General features: G+C 60.2%; 17 protein-coding genes and 1 tRNA gene. 14 read left to right on the forward strand and 4 right to left on the reverse strand.

Annotated elements, in window-relative coordinates; all coding sequences use genetic code 11:
• The first annotated feature begins 103 nt into the window (after positions 1-103).
• From ftsH to serA, 5 genes are all read left to right on the forward strand, one after another.
• Positions 104-2,041 (forward strand): ATP-dependent zinc metalloprotease FtsH, encoded by a 1,938-nt coding sequence (ftsH, locus tag L598_RS06845; protein WP_144861302.1) that lies wholly within the window; start codon positions 104-106, stop codon positions 2,039-2,041.
• A 263-nt stretch (positions 2,042-2,304) separates the two neighbouring features.
• Positions 2,305-3,660 (forward strand): phosphoglucosamine mutase, encoded by a 1,356-nt coding sequence (gene glmM, locus L598_RS06850; RefSeq protein WP_144861224.1) that lies wholly within the window; start codon positions 2,305-2,307, stop codon positions 3,658-3,660.
• A gap of 305 nt (positions 3,661-3,965) precedes the next feature.
• A complete protein-coding gene (locus L598_RS06855; protein ID WP_144861225.1) occupies positions 3,966-4,637 on the forward strand; it encodes an outer membrane protein in 672 nt (223 codons plus the stop codon).
• A 188-nt stretch (positions 4,638-4,825) separates the two neighbouring features.
• Positions 4,826-6,001, forward strand: a complete 1,176-nt coding sequence (locus tag L598_RS06860; protein ID WP_144861226.1) for a phosphoserine transaminase — start codon at positions 4,826-4,828, stop codon at positions 5,999-6,001.
• A gap of 152 nt (positions 6,002-6,153) precedes the next feature.
• A complete protein-coding gene (gene serA, locus L598_RS06865) occupies positions 6,154-7,749 on the forward strand; it encodes a phosphoglycerate dehydrogenase (RefSeq protein WP_144861227.1) in 1,596 nt (531 codons plus the stop codon).
• A gap of 35 nt (positions 7,750-7,784) precedes the next feature.
• Here the strand turns inward: serA and L598_RS06870 are convergent, their stop codons facing one another.
• Complete coding sequence (locus L598_RS06870) at positions 7,785-8,675, reverse strand: DMT family transporter (protein WP_144861228.1); 891 nt, start codon at positions 8,673-8,675, stop codon at positions 7,785-7,787.
• A gap of 185 nt (positions 8,676-8,860) precedes the next feature.
• Between L598_RS06870 and L598_RS06875 the strand changes: the two genes are divergently transcribed.
• Both L598_RS06875 and L598_RS06880 read left to right on the forward strand, forming a co-directional pair.
• Positions 8,861-10,159, forward strand: a complete 1,299-nt coding sequence (locus L598_RS06875; RefSeq protein WP_144861229.1) for an adenylosuccinate synthase — start codon at positions 8,861-8,863, stop codon at positions 10,157-10,159.
• Between the two features lie 64 nt (positions 10,160-10,223).
• Positions 10,224-11,687, forward strand: a complete 1,464-nt coding sequence (locus L598_RS06880) for a hypothetical protein (RefSeq protein WP_144861230.1) — start codon at positions 10,224-10,226, stop codon at positions 11,685-11,687.
• A 75-nt stretch (positions 11,688-11,762) separates the two neighbouring features.
• On the opposite strand, the gene rpoH is transcribed toward L598_RS06880, so the two are convergent.
• Both rpoH and L598_RS06890 read right to left on the reverse strand, forming a co-directional pair.
• Entirely contained in the window at positions 11,763-12,683 is a 921-nt protein-coding gene (gene rpoH / locus L598_RS06885) for an RNA polymerase sigma factor RpoH (protein ID WP_144861231.1), read from the reverse strand.
• Positions 12,684-12,858: 175 nt separating this feature from the next.
• The gene (locus L598_RS06890; protein WP_144861232.1) at positions 12,859-13,890 is read right to left on the reverse strand and encodes an RluA family pseudouridine synthase; all 1,032 of its coding nucleotides are present in this window, start codon (positions 13,888-13,890) and stop codon (positions 12,859-12,861) included.
• Positions 13,891-13,913: 23 nt separating this feature from the next.
• On the opposite strand from L598_RS06890, the gene L598_RS06895 reads away from it, so the two are divergent.
• From L598_RS06895 to L598_RS06905, 3 genes are all read left to right on the forward strand, one after another.
• Positions 13,914-14,297, forward strand: a complete 384-nt coding sequence (locus L598_RS06895) for a fimbrial protein (protein ID WP_144861233.1) — start codon at positions 13,914-13,916, stop codon at positions 14,295-14,297.
• A gap of 166 nt (positions 14,298-14,463) precedes the next feature.
• Positions 14,464-14,539: transfer RNA gene (locus tag L598_RS06900), tRNA-Glu, on the forward strand.
• A gap of 352 nt (positions 14,540-14,891) precedes the next feature.
• Positions 14,892-16,379: a hypothetical protein gene (locus L598_RS06905; protein ID WP_144861234.1), complete on the forward strand. Its 1,488-nt coding sequence runs from the start codon at positions 14,892-14,894 to the stop codon at positions 16,377-16,379.
• 45 nt (positions 16,380-16,424) lie between these two features.
• On the opposite strand, the gene L598_RS06910 is transcribed toward L598_RS06905, so the two are convergent.
• Complete coding sequence (locus L598_RS06910) at positions 16,425-16,634, reverse strand: hypothetical protein (RefSeq protein ID WP_144861235.1); 210 nt, start codon at positions 16,632-16,634, stop codon at positions 16,425-16,427.
• Between the two features lie 177 nt (positions 16,635-16,811).
• On the opposite strand from L598_RS06910, the gene L598_RS06915 reads away from it, so the two are divergent.
• The 4 genes from L598_RS06915 to pstA all read left to right on the forward strand — a co-directional run bounded on the left by L598_RS06915 (position 16,812) and on the right by pstA (position 21,313).
• Positions 16,812-17,180, forward strand: a complete 369-nt coding sequence (locus L598_RS06915) for a DUF305 domain-containing protein (protein WP_144861236.1) — start codon at positions 16,812-16,814, stop codon at positions 17,178-17,180.
• Positions 17,181-17,403: 223 nt separating this feature from the next.
• Positions 17,404-18,441 carry a substrate-binding domain-containing protein gene (locus L598_RS06920; protein WP_144861237.1) on the forward strand — a complete coding sequence of 346 codons (1,038 nt, stop codon included), beginning with the start codon at positions 17,404-17,406 and terminating at the stop codon, positions 18,439-18,441.
• Between the two features lie 89 nt (positions 18,442-18,530).
• Positions 18,531-20,000, forward strand: coding sequence for a phosphate ABC transporter permease subunit PstC (gene pstC, locus L598_RS06925; RefSeq protein ID WP_144861238.1), 1,470 nt, complete (start codon positions 18,531-18,533; stop codon positions 19,998-20,000).
• Positions 19,997-21,313, forward strand: coding sequence for a phosphate ABC transporter permease PstA (gene pstA / locus L598_RS06930; protein ID WP_144861239.1), 1,317 nt, complete (start codon positions 19,997-19,999; stop codon positions 21,311-21,313). Before pstC ends, pstA begins: the two co-directional genes overlap by 4 nt.
• Positions 21,314-21,327: the final 14 nt, after the last annotated feature.

Consider the following 21,327-nt stretch of genomic DNA (forward strand, 5'->3'; position numbering starts at 1 on the left):
CCCATCGGCAGTGTTGCGCTTGGCAAGGGTGCGCAGGCTCCCTATGTTAGACAAAACCATCGTTGACGGGCCCGAGCCTGTCTGTCGCACCTACGGAACCTATATGAATCCGAATTATCGCAATCTGGCGCTGTGGGCGATCATCGCTGTCCTTTTGATCGCGCTGTTCAATCTCTTCCAGGCACCGCAACAGCGTGGCGCCACGCGCGAAATTCCCTATTCGCAGTTCCTGCAGGAACTCTCCTCGGGCCGTGTCAATTCGGTGACCATTACGGGTAGCCGGATTTCCGGAACCTATTCCGACAACAGCACGCCCTTCCAGACCTATTCGCCCGGCGATTCATCGCTGGTCGAACGGCTCGAGAGTCACGGTGTGACGATCAATGCCCGGCCTGAGACCGATGGCTCCAACTCCATTTTCGGCTATCTGATTTCCTGGCTGCCAATGATCCTGATTCTTGGCGTGTGGATTTTCTTCATGCGCCAGATGCAGTCCGGGTCAGGCCGCGCAATGGGTTTCGGCAAGTCTAAGGCCAAGCTCCTGACGGAGGCACATGGCCGCGTCACCTTCCAGGACGTCGCCGGCGTCGATGAGGCCAAGGAGGATCTGGAAGAGATCGTCGAATTCCTGCGCGATCCGCAGAAGTTCCAGCGCCTTGGCGGCAAGATTCCGCGCGGCGTCCTGCTCGTCGGCCCTCCAGGAACCGGCAAGACGCTGCTTGCCCGTGCGATCGCGGGCGAGGCAAATGTGCCGTTCTTCACCATTTCGGGTTCCGATTTCGTCGAGATGTTCGTCGGCGTCGGCGCCTCGCGCGTGCGCGACATGTTCGACCAGGCCAAGAAGAACGCACCCTGCATCATCTTCATCGACGAGATCGATGCCGTCGGCCGTCATCGTGGTGCTGGTCTTGGCGGCGGCAATGACGAGCGGGAGCAGACACTGAACCAGTTGCTCGTCGAGATGGACGGCTTCGAGGCTAATGAAGGCATCATCCTGATCGCGGCGACAAACCGTCCGGACGTGCTCGATCCCGCGCTTCTTCGACCGGGACGTTTCGACCGTCAGGTCGTGGTGCCGAACCCGGATATCGCCGGCCGCGAGAAGATCCTCAAGGTGCATGCCCGCAACGTGCCGCTGGCGCCCAATGTCGATCTCAAGGTCGTCGCGCGGGGCACGCCCGGCTTTTCCGGCGCCGATCTTGCCAATCTCGTGAACGAGGCCGCGCTGATGGCCGCGCGACGCAACAAGCGCCTCGTTACCATGCAGGAATTCGAAGACGCCAAGGACAAGGTCATGATGGGCGCGGAGCGGCGCTCGCATGCCATGACCCAGGAAGAGAAGGAGCTGACCGCCTATCACGAAGCGGGGCATGCGATCGTGGCGCTCAACGTTCCCTCGGCCGATCCGGTCCACAAGGCGACCATCATTCCGCGCGGGCGCGCGCTCGGCATGGTCATGCAGCTGCCCGAGGGCGACCGCTACTCCATGAGCTATAAGTGGATGATCTCGCGCCTTGCCATCATGATGGGTGGGCGTGTGGCCGAAGAGTTGAAATTCGGCAAGGAGAATATCACCTCGGGTGCGGCCTCCGACATCGAGCAGGCGACCAAGCTTGCCCGTGCGATGGTCACGCGCTGGGGCTTCTCCGACAAGCTTGGCCAGGTAGCCTATGGCGAGAACCAGGAAGAGGTATTCCTCGGCCATTCCGTTACCCGCCAGCAGAACATGTCGGAAGAGACGCAGCAGAAGATCGACGACGAAGTGCGCCGCCTCATCGACGAGGCTTATACTACGGCTCGCGAGATCCTGACCAAGCAGAAGAAGGGCTGGGTTGCGATCGCGGAAGGCCTGCTGGAATATGAGACGCTTTCCGGCGATGAAATCAAGGCTATCGTCAAGGGCGAGAAGCCGGCCCGCGATCTCGGTGACGACACGCCGCCGACCCGCGGCTCGACCGTGCCGAAGGCCGGCGCCCGCAAGCCGGGCAAGAAGGGTGGCGAGGAGCCTGATGCCGGTATGGAGCCGCAACCACAAGGTTGAACGAGTCCAAAGTTCGCAAGACGCTGCGGAACCTTGTGGTTTCGCGGCGTTTTGTTTGGCGGATCGATGCAAGACAACGAGTGGCGGCAGCAAGAGTTGAATAGCTGCCTCTGGAAAATCAGTAGAAATTGTTAAGTTCGTGTCGTTAAGTTACGATTCCTTACACAATGTGATATCGGCCATGCCTAAATTTATGGCAAATATGCACGAAGGGTCGTTACAGCGTGAAAAAGAACAAACGAAGCTGGGGACGACAGCGTAATATGTCGAGACGATATTTCGGAACGGACGGGATCCGGGGACGGGCCAACAAGTTTCCGATGACTGCCGAAGTGGCGATGAAGGTCGGCATGGCTGCCGGGCTTTCCTTCCAGAATGGAAGTCATCGCCACCGGGTGGTCCTTGGCAAGGATACCCGCCTTTCCGGTTATATGATCGAGAATGCGCTGGTTTCCGGTTTTTGCGCGGCGGGAATGGATGTATTCCTGCTCGGCCCGATCCCGACGCCGGCGGTCGCCATGCTGGTGCGCTCTCTGCGCGCCGATATCGGCGTCATGATCTCAGCCTCGCACAACCCCTACCACGACAATGGAATCAAGCTTTTCGGCCCTGACGGCTACAAGCTCTCCGATGAGATCGAGTCGCGCATCGAAACGATGCTCGACCAGGAAGTGGAGATGGCGCTTGCCGATGCCGAAGCGCTCGGGCGCGCCAAGCGCATTGACGGCGTGCACGACCGTTATATCGAATTCGCCAAGCGTACATTGCCGCGCTCCATGTCCCTTTCCGGCCTGAGGGTGGTTGTCGATTGTGCCAATGGCGCAGCCTACAAGGTCGCCCCGGCGGCGCTTTGGGAACTGGGCGCCGAGGTGGTTACGATACATGCCGAACCCAATGGCATGAATATCAACCAGGATTGCGGGTCCACCCATCCGTTGAGCCTTGCCAAGAAGGTCCATGAGGTCCGCGCCGATATCGGCATCGCGCTCGATGGCGATGCCGACCGCGTCGTGATGGTCGATGAGAATGGCACGATCATCGACGGCGATCAGATCATGGCGCTGATCGCCCAGACCTGGCTCGAAAACGGTCGTCTGGCCGGTGGGGGCATCGTTGCCACGGTCATGTCCAATCTCGGACTCGAGCGGTTCCTTGGGGATCAGGGCCTGGCGCTGCATCGTACCAAGGTGGGCGACCGCTATGTCGTCGAACACATGCGCGCCCATGGCCTCAATGTCGGCGGTGAACAGTCCGGCCATGTCGTGCTGTCGGACTTTTCGACCACGGGCGACGGGCTTGTTTGTGCCTTGCAGGTCCTCGCAGCGATCAAGCGCATGAATCGCCCGGCGAGCGAAGTCTGCCGGCGGTTCGAGCCGGTGCCGCAGGTACTGAAGAACGTTCATTTCTCCGGCGGCAAGCCACTCGAAAGCGAGCCGGTCAAGGCCATCATCGCGGATGCCCGTTCCCGTCTGGGAGAGAAGGGCCGGCTGGTCATCCGTCCGTCCGGCACGGAACCGCTGATCCGCGTCATGGCGGAGGCCGACGATCTCGGGCTGGTCGAGCGGGTGGTCGAGGATATTATCGGCGTCATAGCCACCAGCACCAAAACGGCTGCATAAAAGCCGCAGGCGATACAGCCTGCAATTTCAGTCCGGTCTCGCCCGAATGACGGCCTCGATTCGAGGATCGGATTTTTCACGGCATCACATCCGATATACGCGGCGCCTCAACTGATTTCGTAAATTCCATCAGATGCGGCCGCCGCCGGGTGCCCAGGCTTTGGGCGGCTATATTTCGGCTGTTGGAAGATGCCTGTTAACCGATCGTTATCCTTAACCGTGGCTTAACCACTATGGTTAACACTGCGTTGCAGGCGGCGGAGCAGGCATTAAGGACTCCGGTCGCGTATATCGGAGCACGGATCATGCGCCCCAATTGGCTTCTCATTTCTCTTGCAGTTTGCGCTCTCGCGCCGGCCTTTGCGGCGGCGGCCGACTACGATCCGCCCATCGACGTCGATGAAATGCCGGAATATGTTCCGGAGGAAGTCGGATCCGGCTGGTATCTGCGCGGCGACCTTACCTATAATGTCGACCGTCCCGTTTATGACTTCATGCTCCTTGGCGAAGAGACCGACAACATCCGCATCGGAGGTTCGGTCGGTGCCGGCTATCATTTCACCGATTTGCTGCGCAGCGACATCAATATCGGTTTTCTGGGACGGGATCGTTATGAACTCGGCGGGGGAGCCGCCGAGGCCACCAACGACATGTGGACGGGGATGTTCAACACCTATCTGGATCTCGGCACGGTGGCCGGCTTTACGCCCTATGTCGGAGCAGGCGTGGGGCTTCTCTACAGCAAGCAGCAAGTCGATATCGGCGGGACCAGTTTCTATGACGATGATCAATATCGTCTCGCCTATGGCCTCAGCGCGGGCGTGAATTACCAGCTGACGAAAAATCTGTCCGTCGACCTCGGATATCAATATCTGAACTCGCCGCAGACGGAATATGTCGACACCGATACCTTGAGTGTCAGAGAGGGGGTCGACTTCCATCAGGTGAGGGTCGGCCTGCGCTACGAAATCTGGTAGGCGCGGCTACAACCGGATTTCCGACGGCGGGCCCCATGGCCCGCCGTTTTGTTTCCGTGGCGGCATGATGCGCCTGTTCTCGGAGCGGCATCGAAATTCCTCTTGACGCCATGAGCGCAAACGCATATCGCCGTCCGTGGGCCACCCCTCCCCACCGAGGGGCTTGCTATCTGGAAGGATAGACCACTATGACGACTCTCGACGCACCCGGACTCCGTCCGGCCAATCCCAATTTCTCCTCAGGTCCTTGTGCCAAACGCCCCGGCTGGTCACTGGAGGCGCTTCGCGACGCTGCTCTCGGCCGGTCGCACCGTGCCAAGATCGGCAAGTCGAAGCTTGCTCGCGCGATCGATCTCACCCGCGAGGTCCTGCAGGTTCCCGAAACCCATCGCATCGGCATCGTGCCCGCGTCCGACACCGGTGCGGTGGAGATGACGTTATGGTCGCTGCTTGGCGCGCGCGGCGTCGACATGGTCGCCTGGGAAAGCTTCGGCTTGGGCTGGGTGACCGATGTGATCAAGCAGCTCAAGCTGCCCGACGTCCGCAAGATCGAGGCCGAATACGGCAAGCTCCCCGATCTCTCGCAGATCGATTTCGACCATGATGTGGTGTTCACCTGGAACGGCACAACCTCGGGCGTACGGGTGCCGAACGCGGATTTCATTCCGGCCGACCGCAAGGGTCTCACCATCTGTGACGCCACCTCGGCGGCTTTCGCCCAGCGCCTCGATTTCGAAAAGCTCGATGTCGTCACCTTCTCCTGGCAGAAGGTGCTTGGCGGCGAGGCGGCCCATGGCATGCTGATCCTCGGACCGCGTGCGGTCGAGCGGCTCGAGACCTACACGCCCGCATGGCCGCTGCCGAAGATCTTCCGCATGACCAAGGGCGGCAAGCTGATCGAAGGCATCTTCAAGGGCGAGACGATCAACACGCCCTCCCTGCTCTGTGTCGAGGATTATCTTGACGCGCTTGAATGGGCGAAGTCGATCGGCGGACTTGACGCTCTCATTACCCGCGCGGACGCCAATTTCGCTGTCATAGACCGCTTTGTTGCGGCCAGTGCCTGGGCCGCGCATCTGGCCGAGCAGCCGGAGACGCGCTCGAACACCTCCGTCTGTCTTTCGATCGTCGATCCGGAATTCCAGGCTCTCGATGCGGAGGCGCAGGCCGTCTTCGCAAAGGGCATGGTGTTGCTTCTCGACAAGGAGGGCGTTGCCTTCGACATCGGCGCCTATCGTGACGCGCCTCCCGGTCTTCGGATCTGGGCCGGCGCGACTGTCGAGGCGTCGGATCTCGAGGCGCTCATGCCCTGGCTCGACTGGGCTTTTGCAAGGCAGAAAGCTGCACTGAAAGCCGCTGCCTGATCCGCATCTCCGTTCGGAAGGCTGACGCCACGCTTCGGGGTGGAATAAGGCGGCCAGATCCGATTTCTCCTCCCCGATCAATTCCCGGTTTTCAATTACTGCGCGACCACCCTGCCTTTAGGAAGGGCAGGTCAATGACAAGGACCACACAAATGCCTCGTGTTCTCGTTTCCGACAAGCTTTCGCCCACCGCCGTAGACATCTTCAGGCAGCGTGGGGTCGAGGTCGACTATCAACCCGATCTCGGCAAGGACAAGGAAAAGCTTCTTGCCGTCATCGACCAATATGACGGCCTGGCCATCCGCTCCGCCACCAAGGTGACGGAAAAGCTGATCAATGCCGCCACCAATCTCAAGGTGATAGGCCGCGCCGGCATCGGCGTTGACAATGTCGACATACCGGCAGCTTCCCGCAAGGGCATCATCGTGATGAATACGCCCTTCGGCAATTCGATCACCACGGCCGAGCATGCGATAGCCCTGCTCTTCGCCGTAGCCCGGCAGATACCGGAGGCCAATACGTCCACCCATGCCGGAAAGTGGGAAAAGAACCGCTTCATGGGTGTCGAGATCACAGGCAAGACGCTCGGTGTGATCGGCTGCGGAAATATCGGGTCGGTCGTGGCAATGCGCGGCATCGGCCTGAAAATGCATGTGATCGCCTTCGACCCCTTCCTTTCGGAAAAGCGGGCTTCGGAACTGGGCGTCGAAAAGGTCGAACTGGACGAGCTTTTCGCGCGCTCCGATTTCATCACGCTGCACACTCCGATGACCGACAAGACGCGCGGCATGATCGATCGGCAAGCCTTCGCCAAGATGAAGGACGGCGTGCGCATCATCAACTGCGCGCGCGGTGGGCTGATCGTCGAGGCGGATCTCGTCGAGGCACTCAAATCCGGCAAGGTTGCTGGCGCCGGCATCGACGTGTTCGAGATCGAGCCGGCCACGGAGAACCCGCTATTCAACATGCCGAACGTGGTCTGCACGCCCCATCTCGGCGCCTCGACCACTGAAGCGCAGGAGAATGTCGCCCTGCAGATTGCCGAGCAGATGTCGGATTATCTGGTCAAGGGCGCCGTCACCAATGCCATCAACATGCCGTCCATTTCGGCCGAGGAAGCGCCTCTGCTGAGGCCGTTCATCAAGCTGGCGGAAGTTCTCGGCGCTTTCGTCGGCCAGGTGACCGACGAGCCGATCAAGGAGGTCGAGATACTGTTCGACGGATCGACGGCGGCCATGAACACCCGCGCGCTTATCAGCGCCACGCTTGCCGGGCTGATCCGCCCGCAGGTCGCCGATGTCAACATGGTCTCCGCGCCGATCATGGCCAAGGAGCGCGGCATCATCCTTTCCGAGGTGAAGCGTGACAAGTCCGGCGTTTTCGACGGCTATATCAAGCTGACGGTAAAGACCGCGCAGAAGACGCGCACCATCGCGGGGACCTGCTTCTCCGACGGCAAGCCGCGCTTCATCCAGATCAAGGGCATCAATCTCGACGCGGAAGTGGGCGAGCACATGCTCTACACCACCAATGCAGATGCGCCGGGGATCATCGGCCTGTTGGGCACGGTCTGTGGCAGGAATGGCGTCAACATCGCCAATTTCCAGCTTGGCCGCAACCGGCCTGGTGGCGATGCGATCGCGCTTCTCTATCTCGACGGACCCTTCCCGGAGAAGGTGCTCGAGGAAGTGCGCAGCCATGAGGCGATCGTTTCCGCCAAGCCGCTTCGCTTCGACATAGCGAATTGAGCGGATCAACCGGGCGCGCGGTTGCTGCCGCGCGCCTATGCCGCCAGCTTGCGGCCGCTATGTTCGGCAAGCCAGATGCCACCGAGCACCAGCACGATGGCCACGGCATGGAAGGCTTCGAAAGCTTCGCCGAGCAGGAGGATCGACAGCAGCGTGCCGAATATCGGCACGAGGTTGATGAACAGGCCCGCGCGGTTGCTGCCGATCATTTCGTTGCCCCAGATATAGAATACCTGGCCCAGGATGGAGGGAAATATGGCCGTAAAAAGCGCGATGGCCCATCCTGTCTTGTCGGGAAGGATCATGCCTCCGGCGGCATACTCCCATGCGGCGAAGGGAATGGAGCTGATGAAGGCGGCTATCGACAGGACGAGGATCGTCGTCGTCCAGTGAATGACCGGCTTGAAACGCAGCGCCACGGAATAACCGCCATAGGACAGGACGGCGAGTATCATCAGAGCGTCCCCCAAATTCAGATCGAGACCGGCGAGGCGGGAAAAATCGCCATGGCTGGCCGTTAGGCCGATGCCGAGTATCGTAAGCAGCACGCCAAGGATCTGAAGCCAGGACGCCTTCATGCGGAACAGCAGGAAATTTGCCAGAAAGATCACCATTGGCAGTCCCGCCTGCTCGATCGAGACATTTATCGCGGTGGTGAAATTCAAGGCGCTGTAGAGGGCGGCGTTGAAGCCGGTGAATCCTGCTGTCCCGAGAAGGAACAGGAAAGGGAGATTCGACCGTATCGCCGGCCAATCCCGTTGCAGTTTTGCACGCGCGAGCCAGGCGGCGAGGATCGCCGCCATGAGCCAGCGCAGCGTCACCAGAAGCATGGGCGAGATGTGCCCCACCGCAAGCTTGCCGGCGATGGCGTTGCCGGCCCAAAAGAGCATCGTCAGAAGCAGGAGGAGATAGGCGGTGCGATGCATGGGATGTCGGTCGAGATGGCGGGACCTGTCTCATAGACTTCACGGCCTTGCGAGTAAACGCGCGATGCACAGGAATTGGCACTATTCCGAGCAAAGAAAGGGTCGCATAGCGCCAATCCTGACGGTATAGAGGCCTGAGTTCTTCAGCATGCGCCGGATCGGTCGGCGCTGGAAAGGTAATTTATATGGCCAATGTGGTGGTCGTCGGCTCGCAATGGGGCGACGAAGGCAAGGGCAAGATTGTCGACTGGCTCTCTGAACGCGCCGATGTGGTGGTGCGTTTCCAGGGAGGCCACAATGCCGGTCATACGCTCGTTATCGACGGCGTCAGCTACAAGCTCTCGCTGTTGCCGTCCGGCGTCGTGCGCAGGGGCAAGCTCTCCATCATCGGGAATGGCGTCGTTTTTGATCCGCATGCCTTTGTCGCGGAATTGAAGCGTCTGGCCGATCAGGGTATCGAGGTCACACCCGAATGCCTGAAAATAGCCGAAAACACGGCGCTTATCTTGTCCATCCATCGTGAACTGGACGGTTTTCGGGAGGATGCGGCGTCCAACTCCGGAACGAAAATAGGCACGACCCGCCGAGGGATAGGCCCGGCCTATGAGGACAAGGTCGGACGCCGTGCGATCAGGGTGATGGATTTGGCGGATTTGGAAACTCTTCCCCTGAAGGTTGACCGGATCCTGACCCATCATAACGCGCTGCGTGTCGGGCTTGGCCAGCCGGAAGTGGCGCATCAGGCGCTCATGGACGAACTGACGTCGGTGGCGGACCAGATTCTGCCCTATATGGATCGCGTCTGGAAGGTGCTCGACGATGCCCGGCGCTCCGGCCAGCGCATCCTGTTCGAAGGAGCCCAGGGCACCTTGCTCGACATCGACCATGGCACCTATCCGTTCGTCACTTCATCGAATACGGTTGCCGGCCAGGCCGCGACCGGTTCGGGGGTCGGACCCGGCACCATCGGCTATGTGCTTGGCATCACGAAAGCCTACACCACCCGCGTCGGCGAAGGACCTTTCCCGACGGAGCAGGATAACGAGATCGGCGATTTTCTCGGCACCCAAGGACATGAATTCGGCACGGTGACCGGTCGCAAGCGCCGCTGCGGCTGGTTCGACGCGGTACTCGTGCGTCAGGCGGTAGCCGCCAACGGCATCGACGGCATCGCGCTCACCAAGCTCGATGTGCTTGACGGATTGGACGAGATAAAGATCTGCACCGGTTATCGGCTGGACGGCGAGGAGATCGATTATCTGCCGGCAAGCCAGGGCGCCCAGGCGCGGGTCGAGCCGATCTACGAAACGCTCGAAGGCTGGAAGGATACGACGCGCGGAGCGCGAAGCTGGAACGATCTGCCAGCGCAAGCGGTCAAATATGTCCGTCACGTCGAGGAACTTATCGGTGCGCCGGTCGCTCTCCTGTCCACCAGCCCGGAGCGTGAAGACACGATACTTGTGACAGACCCGTTTCAAGACTAGCCTCGCGGGTTGAAACGAAGGCGGCGCGGACAAGCTGCCGTAGAAAAGTGCGGGTTCATCGGAAATGGCAGATTTCGCTGCAGTTTTGAGAAAGACGATCGACGGGCTGAAGGAAAACACGCCTGAAATGCGCCAGAAGGTCTATGACAAGGCCCGCGCCACGATCGACGCCAAACTCGCCGCCGTTACGCCTCCGCCTCCGCAAGCGGTCATAGAGCGTCAGAAAAAACTGCTTGAGGATGCGATTTCCACGGTGGAGGCGGACTATGCGCAGCCTTTACCGGCACCGGATGAAGACAATGATTTCGACAGGATATTCGCCGAATTCGAGAGCAATGACTATCCTCTCAAGCGGGAGGCCGCTGCTCCTTCTCCCGCATTCGACGAGCCTGCGGCTCTTCCCGAGGAAGAGGCCGAAGAAGTCCAGGCCGTTGCGGTAGAAGCCGAAGAAGATCGGCGATCGGATGGCTACGAACCTCTCGAGGGCGAATGGCGTGAGCCGGCGCAGCAACCCATACCGTCCGAAAGTCCGCGGCGGAACAGGGGCATCGGGCGCATTGTGGCAGCCCTCGTCGTGCTGGCGGCTCTTGGCGGTGTCGCATATGGAGTATGGTTGAACCGCAGCGAGTTCGTCACTCTGCTCGGCCTTGACGAGCCGCCGCCAGCCGATGTCGTGATCGACGATGCTTCCGGAGATGACACGGGGACATCCTCCGGAGAACAGGATATAGCCGCCGCACCGGCCAGCGAGACGGAAACGCCACCCGAAGAGACGAAGCCATCGAAATTCACGCAGAGATTGACGCCTGACGGCGAAGAGATCGACGAAGGTCCAGCCGGCGGAACGTCTGGCATGGGTGAGGGACGCTCGGTCGCTGCCGCCACGTCGCCGACTACGGCAAACGAACCCGCGCCGACGGCAGAAGGCCAGGCTCCCGAGGCCACGACCGGAGAGGCGGGTGAGGAGGGCGTTGCCGTCGGGCAGCGGGCGATCTTCTACGAGGAGCGGACCAGCACGTCGCAGGGATCGGCTGAAACGGGTTCGATCGTCTGGTCGCTCGTTCAGGAATCGCCCGGCGGCGATCTTCCGCCGGAACCTGCCATCCGTGGCGAGGCCACCATCCCCGGAAAGAATATCCAGCTCCGTCTCACCATAAGGCGCAATGGCGATGAATCCCTTCCGGCGAGTCATATCGTTGAGATGATCTTCCTGACGCCGGACGATTTCGAAGGCGGGGGCATAGACAATGTCCTGCGCATAGCCCTGAAGCGTTCGGAGCAGGACACTGGCAATCCGTTGCTTGGAATTCCAGCAAAGATCGCGGATGGCTTCTTCCTGGTTGCGCTGAGCGACACCCGGGCGGAAGTAGAGACCAACACTCTCCTCCTTCGCCGCCAGGACTGGATCGATATCCCGATCGTCTATAAGTCCGGTCGGCGCGCGCTGATAACGATGGAAAAGGGTATTCCCGGCGAGAAGGCCTTCAACGAAGCGCTGGATGCCTGGCAAAACGCATCAAGCGGCTGATCTGCATTTTTATAGCGACATAAGAAAGCCGCCGGTTTTTCCGGCGGCTCCTTCATTCCGGCCTGCTTTTTCGTGTCAGGTGAATGCGCGCTGTGCGTCAGCGTCGATGACTCGGGCCATCTGCATCTGCCGCTTGGCGGCTGCCTTGACGGCATTCTGGACCTTCTCGAAGGCACGAACCTCGATCTGGCGCACACGCTCGCGGCTGATGTCGAATTCGCCGGACAGTTCCTCCAGCGTCAGCGGCTCTTCCGCAAGGCGCCGAGCCTCGAAAATGCGCCGCTCGCGCTCGTTCAGAACGCTCATGGCGTCCTCCAGCATGCGGCGACGGGATTCCAGCTCATCCTGCTCGGCAAGCATTTCTTCCTGGTTCTCGTGCTCGTCCACGAGCCAGTCTTGCCACTCGCCGGACTCGCCTTCAGTGGCGCGGATCGGCGCGTTCAGCGATGCGTCGCCGGAAAGCCGGCGGTTCATCGAAACCACCTCTTCCTCGCTCACATTCAGGCGGGTTGCGATCTCTGTGATCTGCTCCGGCTTCAGGTCGCCATCGTCGAGCGCCTGGATCTTGCCCTTCACCTTGCGCAGGTTGAAGAACAGCCGCTTCTGGTTTGCGGTTGTTCCCATCTTCACGAGGCTCCATGAGCGCAGGATATATTCCTGTATGGAAGCCTTGATCCACCACATGGCATAGGTGGCGAGGCGGAACCCGCGCTCGGGCTCGAACTTCTTGACGGCCTGCATCAGGCCTACATTGCCCTCGGAGATCACCTCCCCGATGGGAAGACCATAACCGCGATAGCCCATGGCGATCTTGGCCACCAGGCGCAGATGGCTTGTCACGAGCTTATGCGCTGCATCGGTATCGCCATGTTCCTGATACCGCTTCGCGAGCATGTATTCTTCTTGAGGCTGGAGCATCGGAAAGCGGCGAATCTCTTCGAGATAACGCGTGAGGCCACCCTCTCCCGATGCAATGCTGGGTAATGTCTGGGCCATAGAGCACCCTCCTCTCTCGATACTGCCCCCTTTTAAGGCGGGCTTGTGGCGCAACCGCTTTCAGGGCCGAATGCGCCATATCACATATAGGAACAAATTCCGAAAACAAAAGGCGTCACGTCGCATTGAACAATGCGTGACGCTACCGTGAACGCCAATGGTTCCCGGGCTTATATCATAAAGCCGCGAAGGTGGCGACGAGTTCCGATAAATCTTGAGGGGGTGGCGCCTCAAAGCGCATCGTCTCCTTCGAAACCGGATGGCGGAAGGCGAGCAGGCGGGCATGCAGCGCCTGCCTCGGGAATGCCGCCACCATTTCACGCAACGGCTCGGGGAGGCGATTGGCCTTGGTGCGGAAGGCGCGGCCATAGGTCTGGTCGCCGATCAGTGGATGGCCGATATGAGCCATATGGACGCGGATCTGGTGCGTTCGACCGGTTTCGAGCCTGCATTCCACGAGTGCGGCGACCGCATCCGTATCCTTCCGCTCGCCGAACCGTTCCAGCACCGTGTAGTGGGTGACAGCGCGTCTCGCATCTTCACGCTCGTCGGATACCACCGCGCGCCGCGTACGATCAGCACTTGCGCGACCCAGCGGAGCGTCGATCACGCCCGTGAGGCATGCCGGCGTCCCCCAGACAAGTGCTTCATAGGCCCGTTCCAGGTTGCCGGACCGGCCATGATCCGCAAAGGCTTCGGACAGAGCCCTGTGGGCGCGATCGGTCTTCGCCACCACCAGGACGCCGCTGGTATCCTTGTCGAGGCGATGGACAATCCCCGGACGGCGGACGCCGCCAATACCGGAAAGCGTGTCGCCACAGTGGTGGATCAGGGCATTGACCAGCGTTCCGGTCCAGTTGCCTGCGCCCGGATGGACGACCAGGCCTGCCGGCTTGTTGATGACGATCAGTTCGTCGTCCTCATAGAGAATGTCGAGCGGGATCGCTTCCGGCTGCGGTTCAGGCGCCTCCGGCTCAGGCAGTTCGATGGAATAATGTTCGCCGGCGGCGACCTTGCGCTTCGGCTCAAGGACAGGAGCGCCATTCAAATGCACCGCGCCGCCGCGGATCAGCGCCTGTACCCGGCTGCGGGAGAGATCCGGCGCAAGCACGGTCGCCAACCATTGGTCGAGGCGGCTGCCTTCGGCGCTGCTGTCGGCGGTCAGGTCTTTCCATGCGCCGGCTGGTTGTTTATCAGAACCGCTCATCGATTAACTTCCAGACGGCAGCAATGGCCCAACCTGCATCACATGACGACGACGAGAAGCCGCTCGATCCGGCAGCCGAGCGGGTACGCCGGAAGCTGATGCGGTTTGTTGCAATCAACCTCGGCATCCTGTTCGCTGCCGTTATGGCGGTGCTCGCCGCTGTTGTCTACAAGTCCGGCATTTCGGAATCCGAAGATAAAACGCCGGCCGCCGCGCTGGACGTTCTGCCATCGGGCGAGATCGCGCTGCCGTCGGGAAGCCGCATCATATCGCAATCGCTTTCCGGCAGCCGCCTGGCGCTTCATGTGGCGCTGGCAGGCGGCGCCCAGGCGATCTTTCTTTATGACGTGGCCCAAGGCCGTATCCTCGGCCGGTTCGACATAACCGGCCTGCCGCCGGAGACATGAACCGAAACCGACGACGGAGCAGCCGCGCAGGGAAAGAAAGCTACGGCACGGTCGCCGTTTTCAGCGACCTGTGCGAAAATCTCCGGGGCCTGATCGAGCCCGCCGGATAAACGCGCGCTGGCTGTTGCATTCTCGGGCGATCAAGACTATATCGCCGTCTCGCAGCGCTCCCATCGTCTAGCGGTCTAGGACGCCGCCCTCTCACGGCGGAAACAGGGGTTCGAGTCCCCTTGGGAGTACCAGCCTCTCAAATCACATTGATTTCATTGGCTTTTCGCATGAGATCGTCCCTCTTGGGGTCAAGTGCGGGAATGAAAGCTCACGCCCTTCATTTCTCGCAAGAGGCGATCCTTTTTGGCCCTCTTCAAGTTTGCCAGCCAAAGATCGGACGCTCTCACGAGCCTTTGCGCCCGCGGTAAGTTGCCAGGATTGCGCGCGTCTTGCGCAGGCCAAGCAGTAAGCCACCACTGCCCTTCCCGTGTTTTCACTGATATCAACCTGACTCCCCCCAAGATTGCATAATTCGCTTCTACGGGTTGACACCCGGCTTCGCGGCAATCCAAAACTGCCCTTTCCAGCCGGGAGTTTGGGGCAATGGCCGGGCTTGTTTTCGCATCATTCCTGGTGGTGCTGGTTTTGGCGCCTCTTTTGCTGGTCAAGCCAAGACATATCCTGGTCAACCCGGCCCTCTATATGATGGCGATTGTTGGCTATTCCGTCTTTGCGAAGATGGTCTACATCTCCGTCTTTCACGAGCGCAGCCCGGAACTGGTGGACCGAATATTCACGCTTGAAACGGATCCGTCATTTCTATGGATGGGCGTCGGTATGGCCGCGGTTGCGGTCGTGTCCTATGCGATCGGCTATATTGGCGTCGCCGGACGGGTTCCACCGATACTAACCGGCAGAGGGGATGCCGAAGTCGGCATACGGCTCGAAGGCTTCCTGTTGGTTGGGCTGGCCTGCGTCGTCTGTTTCGTCCTTTTCGTCCTGATCGGGCATCACGACATCTGGGATATCTCCGGCAAGCGCTTCCTCATGGACAAGACGGGGGCCACCACGAGGTTCGAGCGTTTCGACTACTATTTTTTCAAGGCGTCGCTGACGGTGCTGCCTTTGGCGGGTCTGGTCTGCTTTGCCTGGACGCGGCGACCGACCGACTACCGGCTTCTTGCCGTTTTCGCTGTGTCCTTCCTCCTGGGGTTCTATTTCACGATCTTCACCAGCCTGCGGCTGTTCTTTGTCACCCTGACGCTTCAGGTGTTGCTTATCATCTGGCTCAGCGGCATCAGGTGGCGATACATGGTCATGGCCGCGGTCGCGGGCGCCGTCGCTCTACAGGCGGTCGGTGTCACTTTGCTGCGCGGAGAGGGGAATTCGGTTTCCGCCGATACAGGCACGGTCCTGGTTGCCAATGCCGGCAGCGTCCCGGCAGCCCAGGTTGATGCGGCAAGGAGGGGCCAGGCGCGCGGATTTCTGCAGCTTCTGTTCGAGGGACGCTACTTCATGGACGTGGCAAAGATGGCCCATATCGGACATCACTTCCCCGAGAAGAGACCATATCTGCATGGCAGGTCCTTCCTGGGTGTCGAAGTGACGATGCCGGAAAGGTTAAGCGACGTCCTGCCCGAGCGTAACAATTACAGGGGCTGGCAGGTGCCCTGGGGCGGACCTGATACCGAACCCGGAACCACGGTCCGCATGCGGGTCAACAATTATTTGGGCACCTATATTTTCCGCGAACCGCGCAATGGCGTCACGAGCTTTGCCGGGCTCCTATATGCAGATTTCGGCTGGATCGGCCTCGCCGCCGGCTTTCTTCTGGTCGGAGCGCTCCACCGTCTGATGTTCAACCTGATGACCCATGATGTGACGAAATGGTGGATCAGGTTCGGGGCGATCATGGCCCTGCCGACCATGACCCTGCTCCTGCTCAATTCAGGGCTGATTTCCGCCGTGGTCCGGATCGGGACGGACCTCGCGGTCATACCTGCTTGCATCCTGGCCGCTTCGGCCTGGGCCATGGTCAGCTCGCGCTTGTTCCGCCTTGCTATATTGCCGCTTACGCGGCGGCGTTCGTAAGAACAAGACCTCAAAGGCTCGGCTGCGGGCTCGAGCCTGCAGCCTCTAAAGCCTGCGGGCGACCGCCGCGCCGGCGAGGGCGCCGCCGACGCCTCCTACCACCGCGCCTCCGGTGCCAGCGATGGCGTCGCCCACCACGGCTCCTCCAACACCGCCGACGGCCGCGCCGCCGATGGTCTTCTGAGTTGTCGAACAGCCGGCAGTGGCAGCAGCCAGGCTTGCCGCGAGGGTCAAGATTCCAATTCGCTTGATCATCGGTTGCTTCTCCTGATTCGCAAATCAGGCATCACGTTTATGTCCGCTATCGGGCAGACTGATGGCAGAGGCGGCTTTCTCTGAAGCCGTTTCATCGGTTGTCTTCCGATGGCTTGACCTTCCCCCTGCTGGAAGGTCGATTGTTCGGGCCGTCCTTGAAAATGGAAGGTGGTTGCAATGTTCCCTGCTATCGTCAGAACCGTGCTCTTTACGACCTTCGCAGCTTCGGCCTTGATCACTGGCTTGCATGCCCAGACGGATCATGGCGGAACCCATAGGAGCGGAAGCGATGCTTCGCAGGCCTATATGGACGCCATGACCAGGATGGATGAGGAAATGCGGGCGATGAAGATGACGGGCAAGCCCGGCGCCGATTTTGCAGCGATGATGATCCCGCACCACCAAAGCGCGATCGATATGGCCAAGGCTTATCTCGCCAGCGGCGAGAATGATCCGGAGTTAGCGAAGCTCGCCGAGGAAATCATCGAAGCACAGGAGAGCGAGATTGGTTTTCTGAAGAAGTGGCTGTCGAAAAACGGAAGATAGTCGGCTAATTTTTTGCAGTGCAAATGCCCCTTGCGGCGATCATTTCAAACACCGGAGATCGTCGGTGGAGGCTGATTCTATCGCGTCTTTGGGGAGAAGGCAGAAGAATAGCTGAAGCTTAATCGGACCGACACAAAAGTGTCATCTAACTGTTACATACCGGGTCTAAGGCCACACGCGTCGCCAACAGGCGTCGATACGAATTCCGACAGGAGTAGGCCAAATGAAGACTCTTCTTCTCACAGCATCGGCCGCGGCGATCGCCGTGGCGATGTCAGCAGGCATTGCCGCCGCGCGCGACCAGATTCAGATTGCCGGTTCGTCGACCGTGCTGCCTTATGCCAAGATCGTCGCCGAGAATTTCGGCGAGACTTATCCGGATTTCAAAACCCCTGTGGTCGAGTCCGGCGGCTCCTCAGCAGGTCTCAAGGAATTCTGCAAAGGCGTGGGCGAAGATACGATCGACATCGCCAACGCCTCGCGCAAGATCAAGGAGTCGGAACTGAAGGCCTGTGCCGACAACGGCGTGACCGAGGTGCAGGAAGTGCAGTTCGGTTATGACGGCATCGTCTTCGCAACCGATGCGGCAGGGCCCGACTGGGAGTTGACGCCGGTGGACGTTTACAAGGCACTGGCCGCGAAAGTCGTCGTCGATGGCAAGCTGGTCGACAATCCCTACAAGAAGTGGAACGAAGTCAATTCCGCTCTGCCCGACTGGGACATCGTCGCTTACATTCCCGGTGAGAAGCACGGCACTCGCGAAGTTTTCGAAGAGAAGCTGCTGATTGCCGGCTGCGAAGAGGCTGGCGGTCCGGAAGCTGCCGCTGAAGCCGGCCTCGACGAAGATGCTGCGGCATCGGCCTGCAAGGCCGTTCGCAAGGATGGCGGCGCGGTCGATATCGATGGCGACTACACCGAAACCCTCGCCCGCATCGACTCCAACAAGACCGGCGTCGGCGTGTTTGGCCTTTCCTTCTACGAGAACAATGCCGACAAGCTGAAGGTCGCCACCGTCAGCGGCGTGACGCCGTCGGTCGAGACGATCTCGTCCGGCGAATATCCGGTTTCGCGCCCGCTGCAGTTCTATGTGAAGAAGGCCCATATCGGCGTCATTCCCGGCCTCAAGGAATATGTAACCTTCTTCCTGGACGATCAGATGGTCGGCCCCGATGGTCCGCTCGCCGAGTATGGCCTGGTGCCTGCTCCCGACGAGGAACGCGACGCGCAGCGCGAAGCGTTCGAAGCCGGAGAGACCATGTAAGTCAGTTTGGTCGGGGCGTCATGGCGCAGCCGTGACGCCCCGACCTCCCCATAAAATCAAAGCGCGTTTTTGCCGAAGAGGGGCTCTCAGTGTCGCCGACACTCGTCATATCGATCGTGCTGCTGATCGGCATAGCCGGTTTCGTTCTCGGCAGGCAGCGCGCCGTTTCGCAGCAGGCGGGAGCTTCGGAGAAGCCTCATTCGCGTGTCCATTATCATGGCTGGTGGGTCTTTCTGGCGGCCGTCCTTCCCGCCTTGATCTTCATGGCCATCTGGTCGGCGGTGAGCACCACTTATATCGACAATGCCACGCGATCGGCTCTGCCGGAGCAGACCCAGGAAAGTGCTGTTGCAAGCCGTGCGCTTGCGACCGGCATGGTGCAGAATCTCGCGAGGGGACTGCGCGTTCTCGGTGTCGACAATGCCAGCGACGCTCCGCAGACTTTCGAGGAACTGCAGCCGCGTCTCAGGGAAAGGGGCATCGCCGTCGCCTCCGATACGCAGGACTACATGATTCCTCTGGCGCTTCAGAGAAACGCCATGGAGGACCGCTCGTCATTGCTTCGCAGCGTGTTGACCATAGCGTTCTCCCTTGCCGGAGCCGCATATGCCTTTTCGACGATCGGGGTCCGGGCTCGCGCAAGAAACAAGGTCGAACGTGTCACGCTACTGGCGCTTGTAGCCGCTTCGACCATCGCCATTTTGACGACAATTGGCATCGTCTTTTCGATGCTGTTCGAGACGATCCACTTCTTCCAATCCGTTTCGCCCGCGAATTTCTTCTTCGGCACGGTATGGGATCCGCGCTTCGCCGCTGCCGGTTCGGGCGGTGCGGAAGGCCAGTTCGGCCTGATCCCGCTTTTGGCCGGCACGCTCTATATCGCTTTCGTGGCGATGCTATTCGCCGTCCCTGTCGGTCTCATGGCCGCCGTCTACATGGCTGAATATGCGACGCCCGGTGTCCGGTCCGTCGTCAAGCCGCTGCTGGAAGTGCTCGCCGGCATCCCGACCATCGTCTATGGCTTCTTCGCCCTGGTGACCGTCGGGCCTTTCCTGCGCGACCTCAGCGCGGACATCGCTGGCGGCCCGTCCTTCATTCAGGCTCAAAGCGTGCTGACGGCCGGCCTGGTGATGGGCATTATGCTCATTCCTTTTGTCTCGTCGCTTTCCGACGACATCATCACTGCCGTGCCTCGGGCGATGCGTGACGGCTCGCTCGGTCTCGGCGCGACACGCTCGGAAACGGTCAAGCGCGTGATCCTGCCGGCAGCCCTGCCCGGCATTGTCGGCGCGCTGCTTTTGACGGCTTCGCGCGCCATCGGCGAGACAATGATCGTTGTCATGGCGGCCGGCGTGGCGGCGAGGCTCACCTGGAATCCCTTCGAGACCATGACGACGATCACGGTCAAGATCGTCAACCAGCTGACGGGCGACCTCGAATTCACGTCGCCTCAAACACTCGTGGCCTTCGCACTTGGCATGACCCTGTTTGTGCTGACCCTCGCCATGAATGTCTTCGCCCTTTACATTGTCAGGAAGTACCGGGAGCAATACGAATGACCGATGCCATCATTCCTGCCGGCACCTCCCAGCCTGCCAGGCCCCGGCGTGATATCGGGCTGAAGCGGCGCTACGCTGCGGAACAGAGATTCAAGATTTACGGCATTGTCGCCATTGCGATCGGCCTTTTTTTCCTGGCCGCCCTTTTGTGGTCGGTCTTCTCCAACGGCTATACAGCTTTCTGGCAGACCTCAATCAACCTGCCCGTCAATTTCGATGAAAGCGTCATAGATCCCGATAACGAGCGCGGAACGAACCCGAACATTCTGTTCACCGCCAACTATCCGAAGCTGGCGCGCGATGCGCTGGCCCAAAAGCTGGGCATCGATCCAGAAGACCGCGCGCAGATGCGCGATGTCGGAAAAATGATCTCCGACGGTGTACGCGGCCAGTTGCGGAACGTAGTGATGGCGAATCCGTCAGTAGTAGGCACCACGCAGAATGTCTGGGTGCTGGCCTCCGCCGACATCGATTCCGCCCAAAAAGGGCAGATCAATCTAGAGATTGGCGAAGACAGGCGCAGGGTCTCCGATCAGCAGGTCGCCTGGATGCGGCAACTCGAGGAGAGCGGTGATCTGGAACAGCGCTTCAATAGCGGTCTGTTTACCTTCGGTGCCTCGAGCCGTCCCGAGACGGCTGGCGTGGGTGTGGCGCTCGTGGGCTCATTCTATATGATGCTGATCGTGCTCGTGCTGTCATTGCCGATTGGCGTCGCCGCCTCGATTTACCTGGAAGAATTCGCGGCCAAGAACCGCTGGACTGACCTGATCGAGGTCAACATCAACAATCTGGCAGCCGTGCCGTCGATCGTGTTCGGCCTTCTGGGCCTGGCTGTATTCATCAATTTCATGGAGCTGCCGCGCTCGGCGTCCATCGTCGGAGGTCTGGTTCTGACACTCATGACGCTGCCAACGATCATCATTGCAACGCGCTCAGCCCTGCGAGCCGTGCCTCCTTCCATACGCTCTGCGGCGCTCGGCATTGGCGCTTCGAAGATGCAGATGGTTTTCCACCATGTGCTGCCTCTCGCTGCCCCAGGTATTCTGACCGGAACGATCATAGGTCTTGCACAGGCGCTGGGCGAAACCGCTCCGCTGCTTCTGATCGGCATGGTTGCCTTTGTCGCGAACTATCCGGCCACGCCGATGGATCCTGCCACGGCGCTTCCGGTTCAGATCTATATGTGGGCAGGAGAGGCTGAGCGTGCCTTTGTCGAAAGGACCTCGGGAGCCATCATCATCCTGCTCGGCTTCCTTGCTATCATGAACATAACCGCGATCATTCTTCGCCGTCGGGTCGAACGCCGTTGGTAACGGAGCCGAGGAAA

Origin of the sequence: Mesorhizobium sp. J18, assembly GCF_007829525.1 — a bacterium.
Classification (GTDB): Bacteria; Pseudomonadota; Alphaproteobacteria; order Rhizobiales; family Rhizobiaceae; genus VLJP01.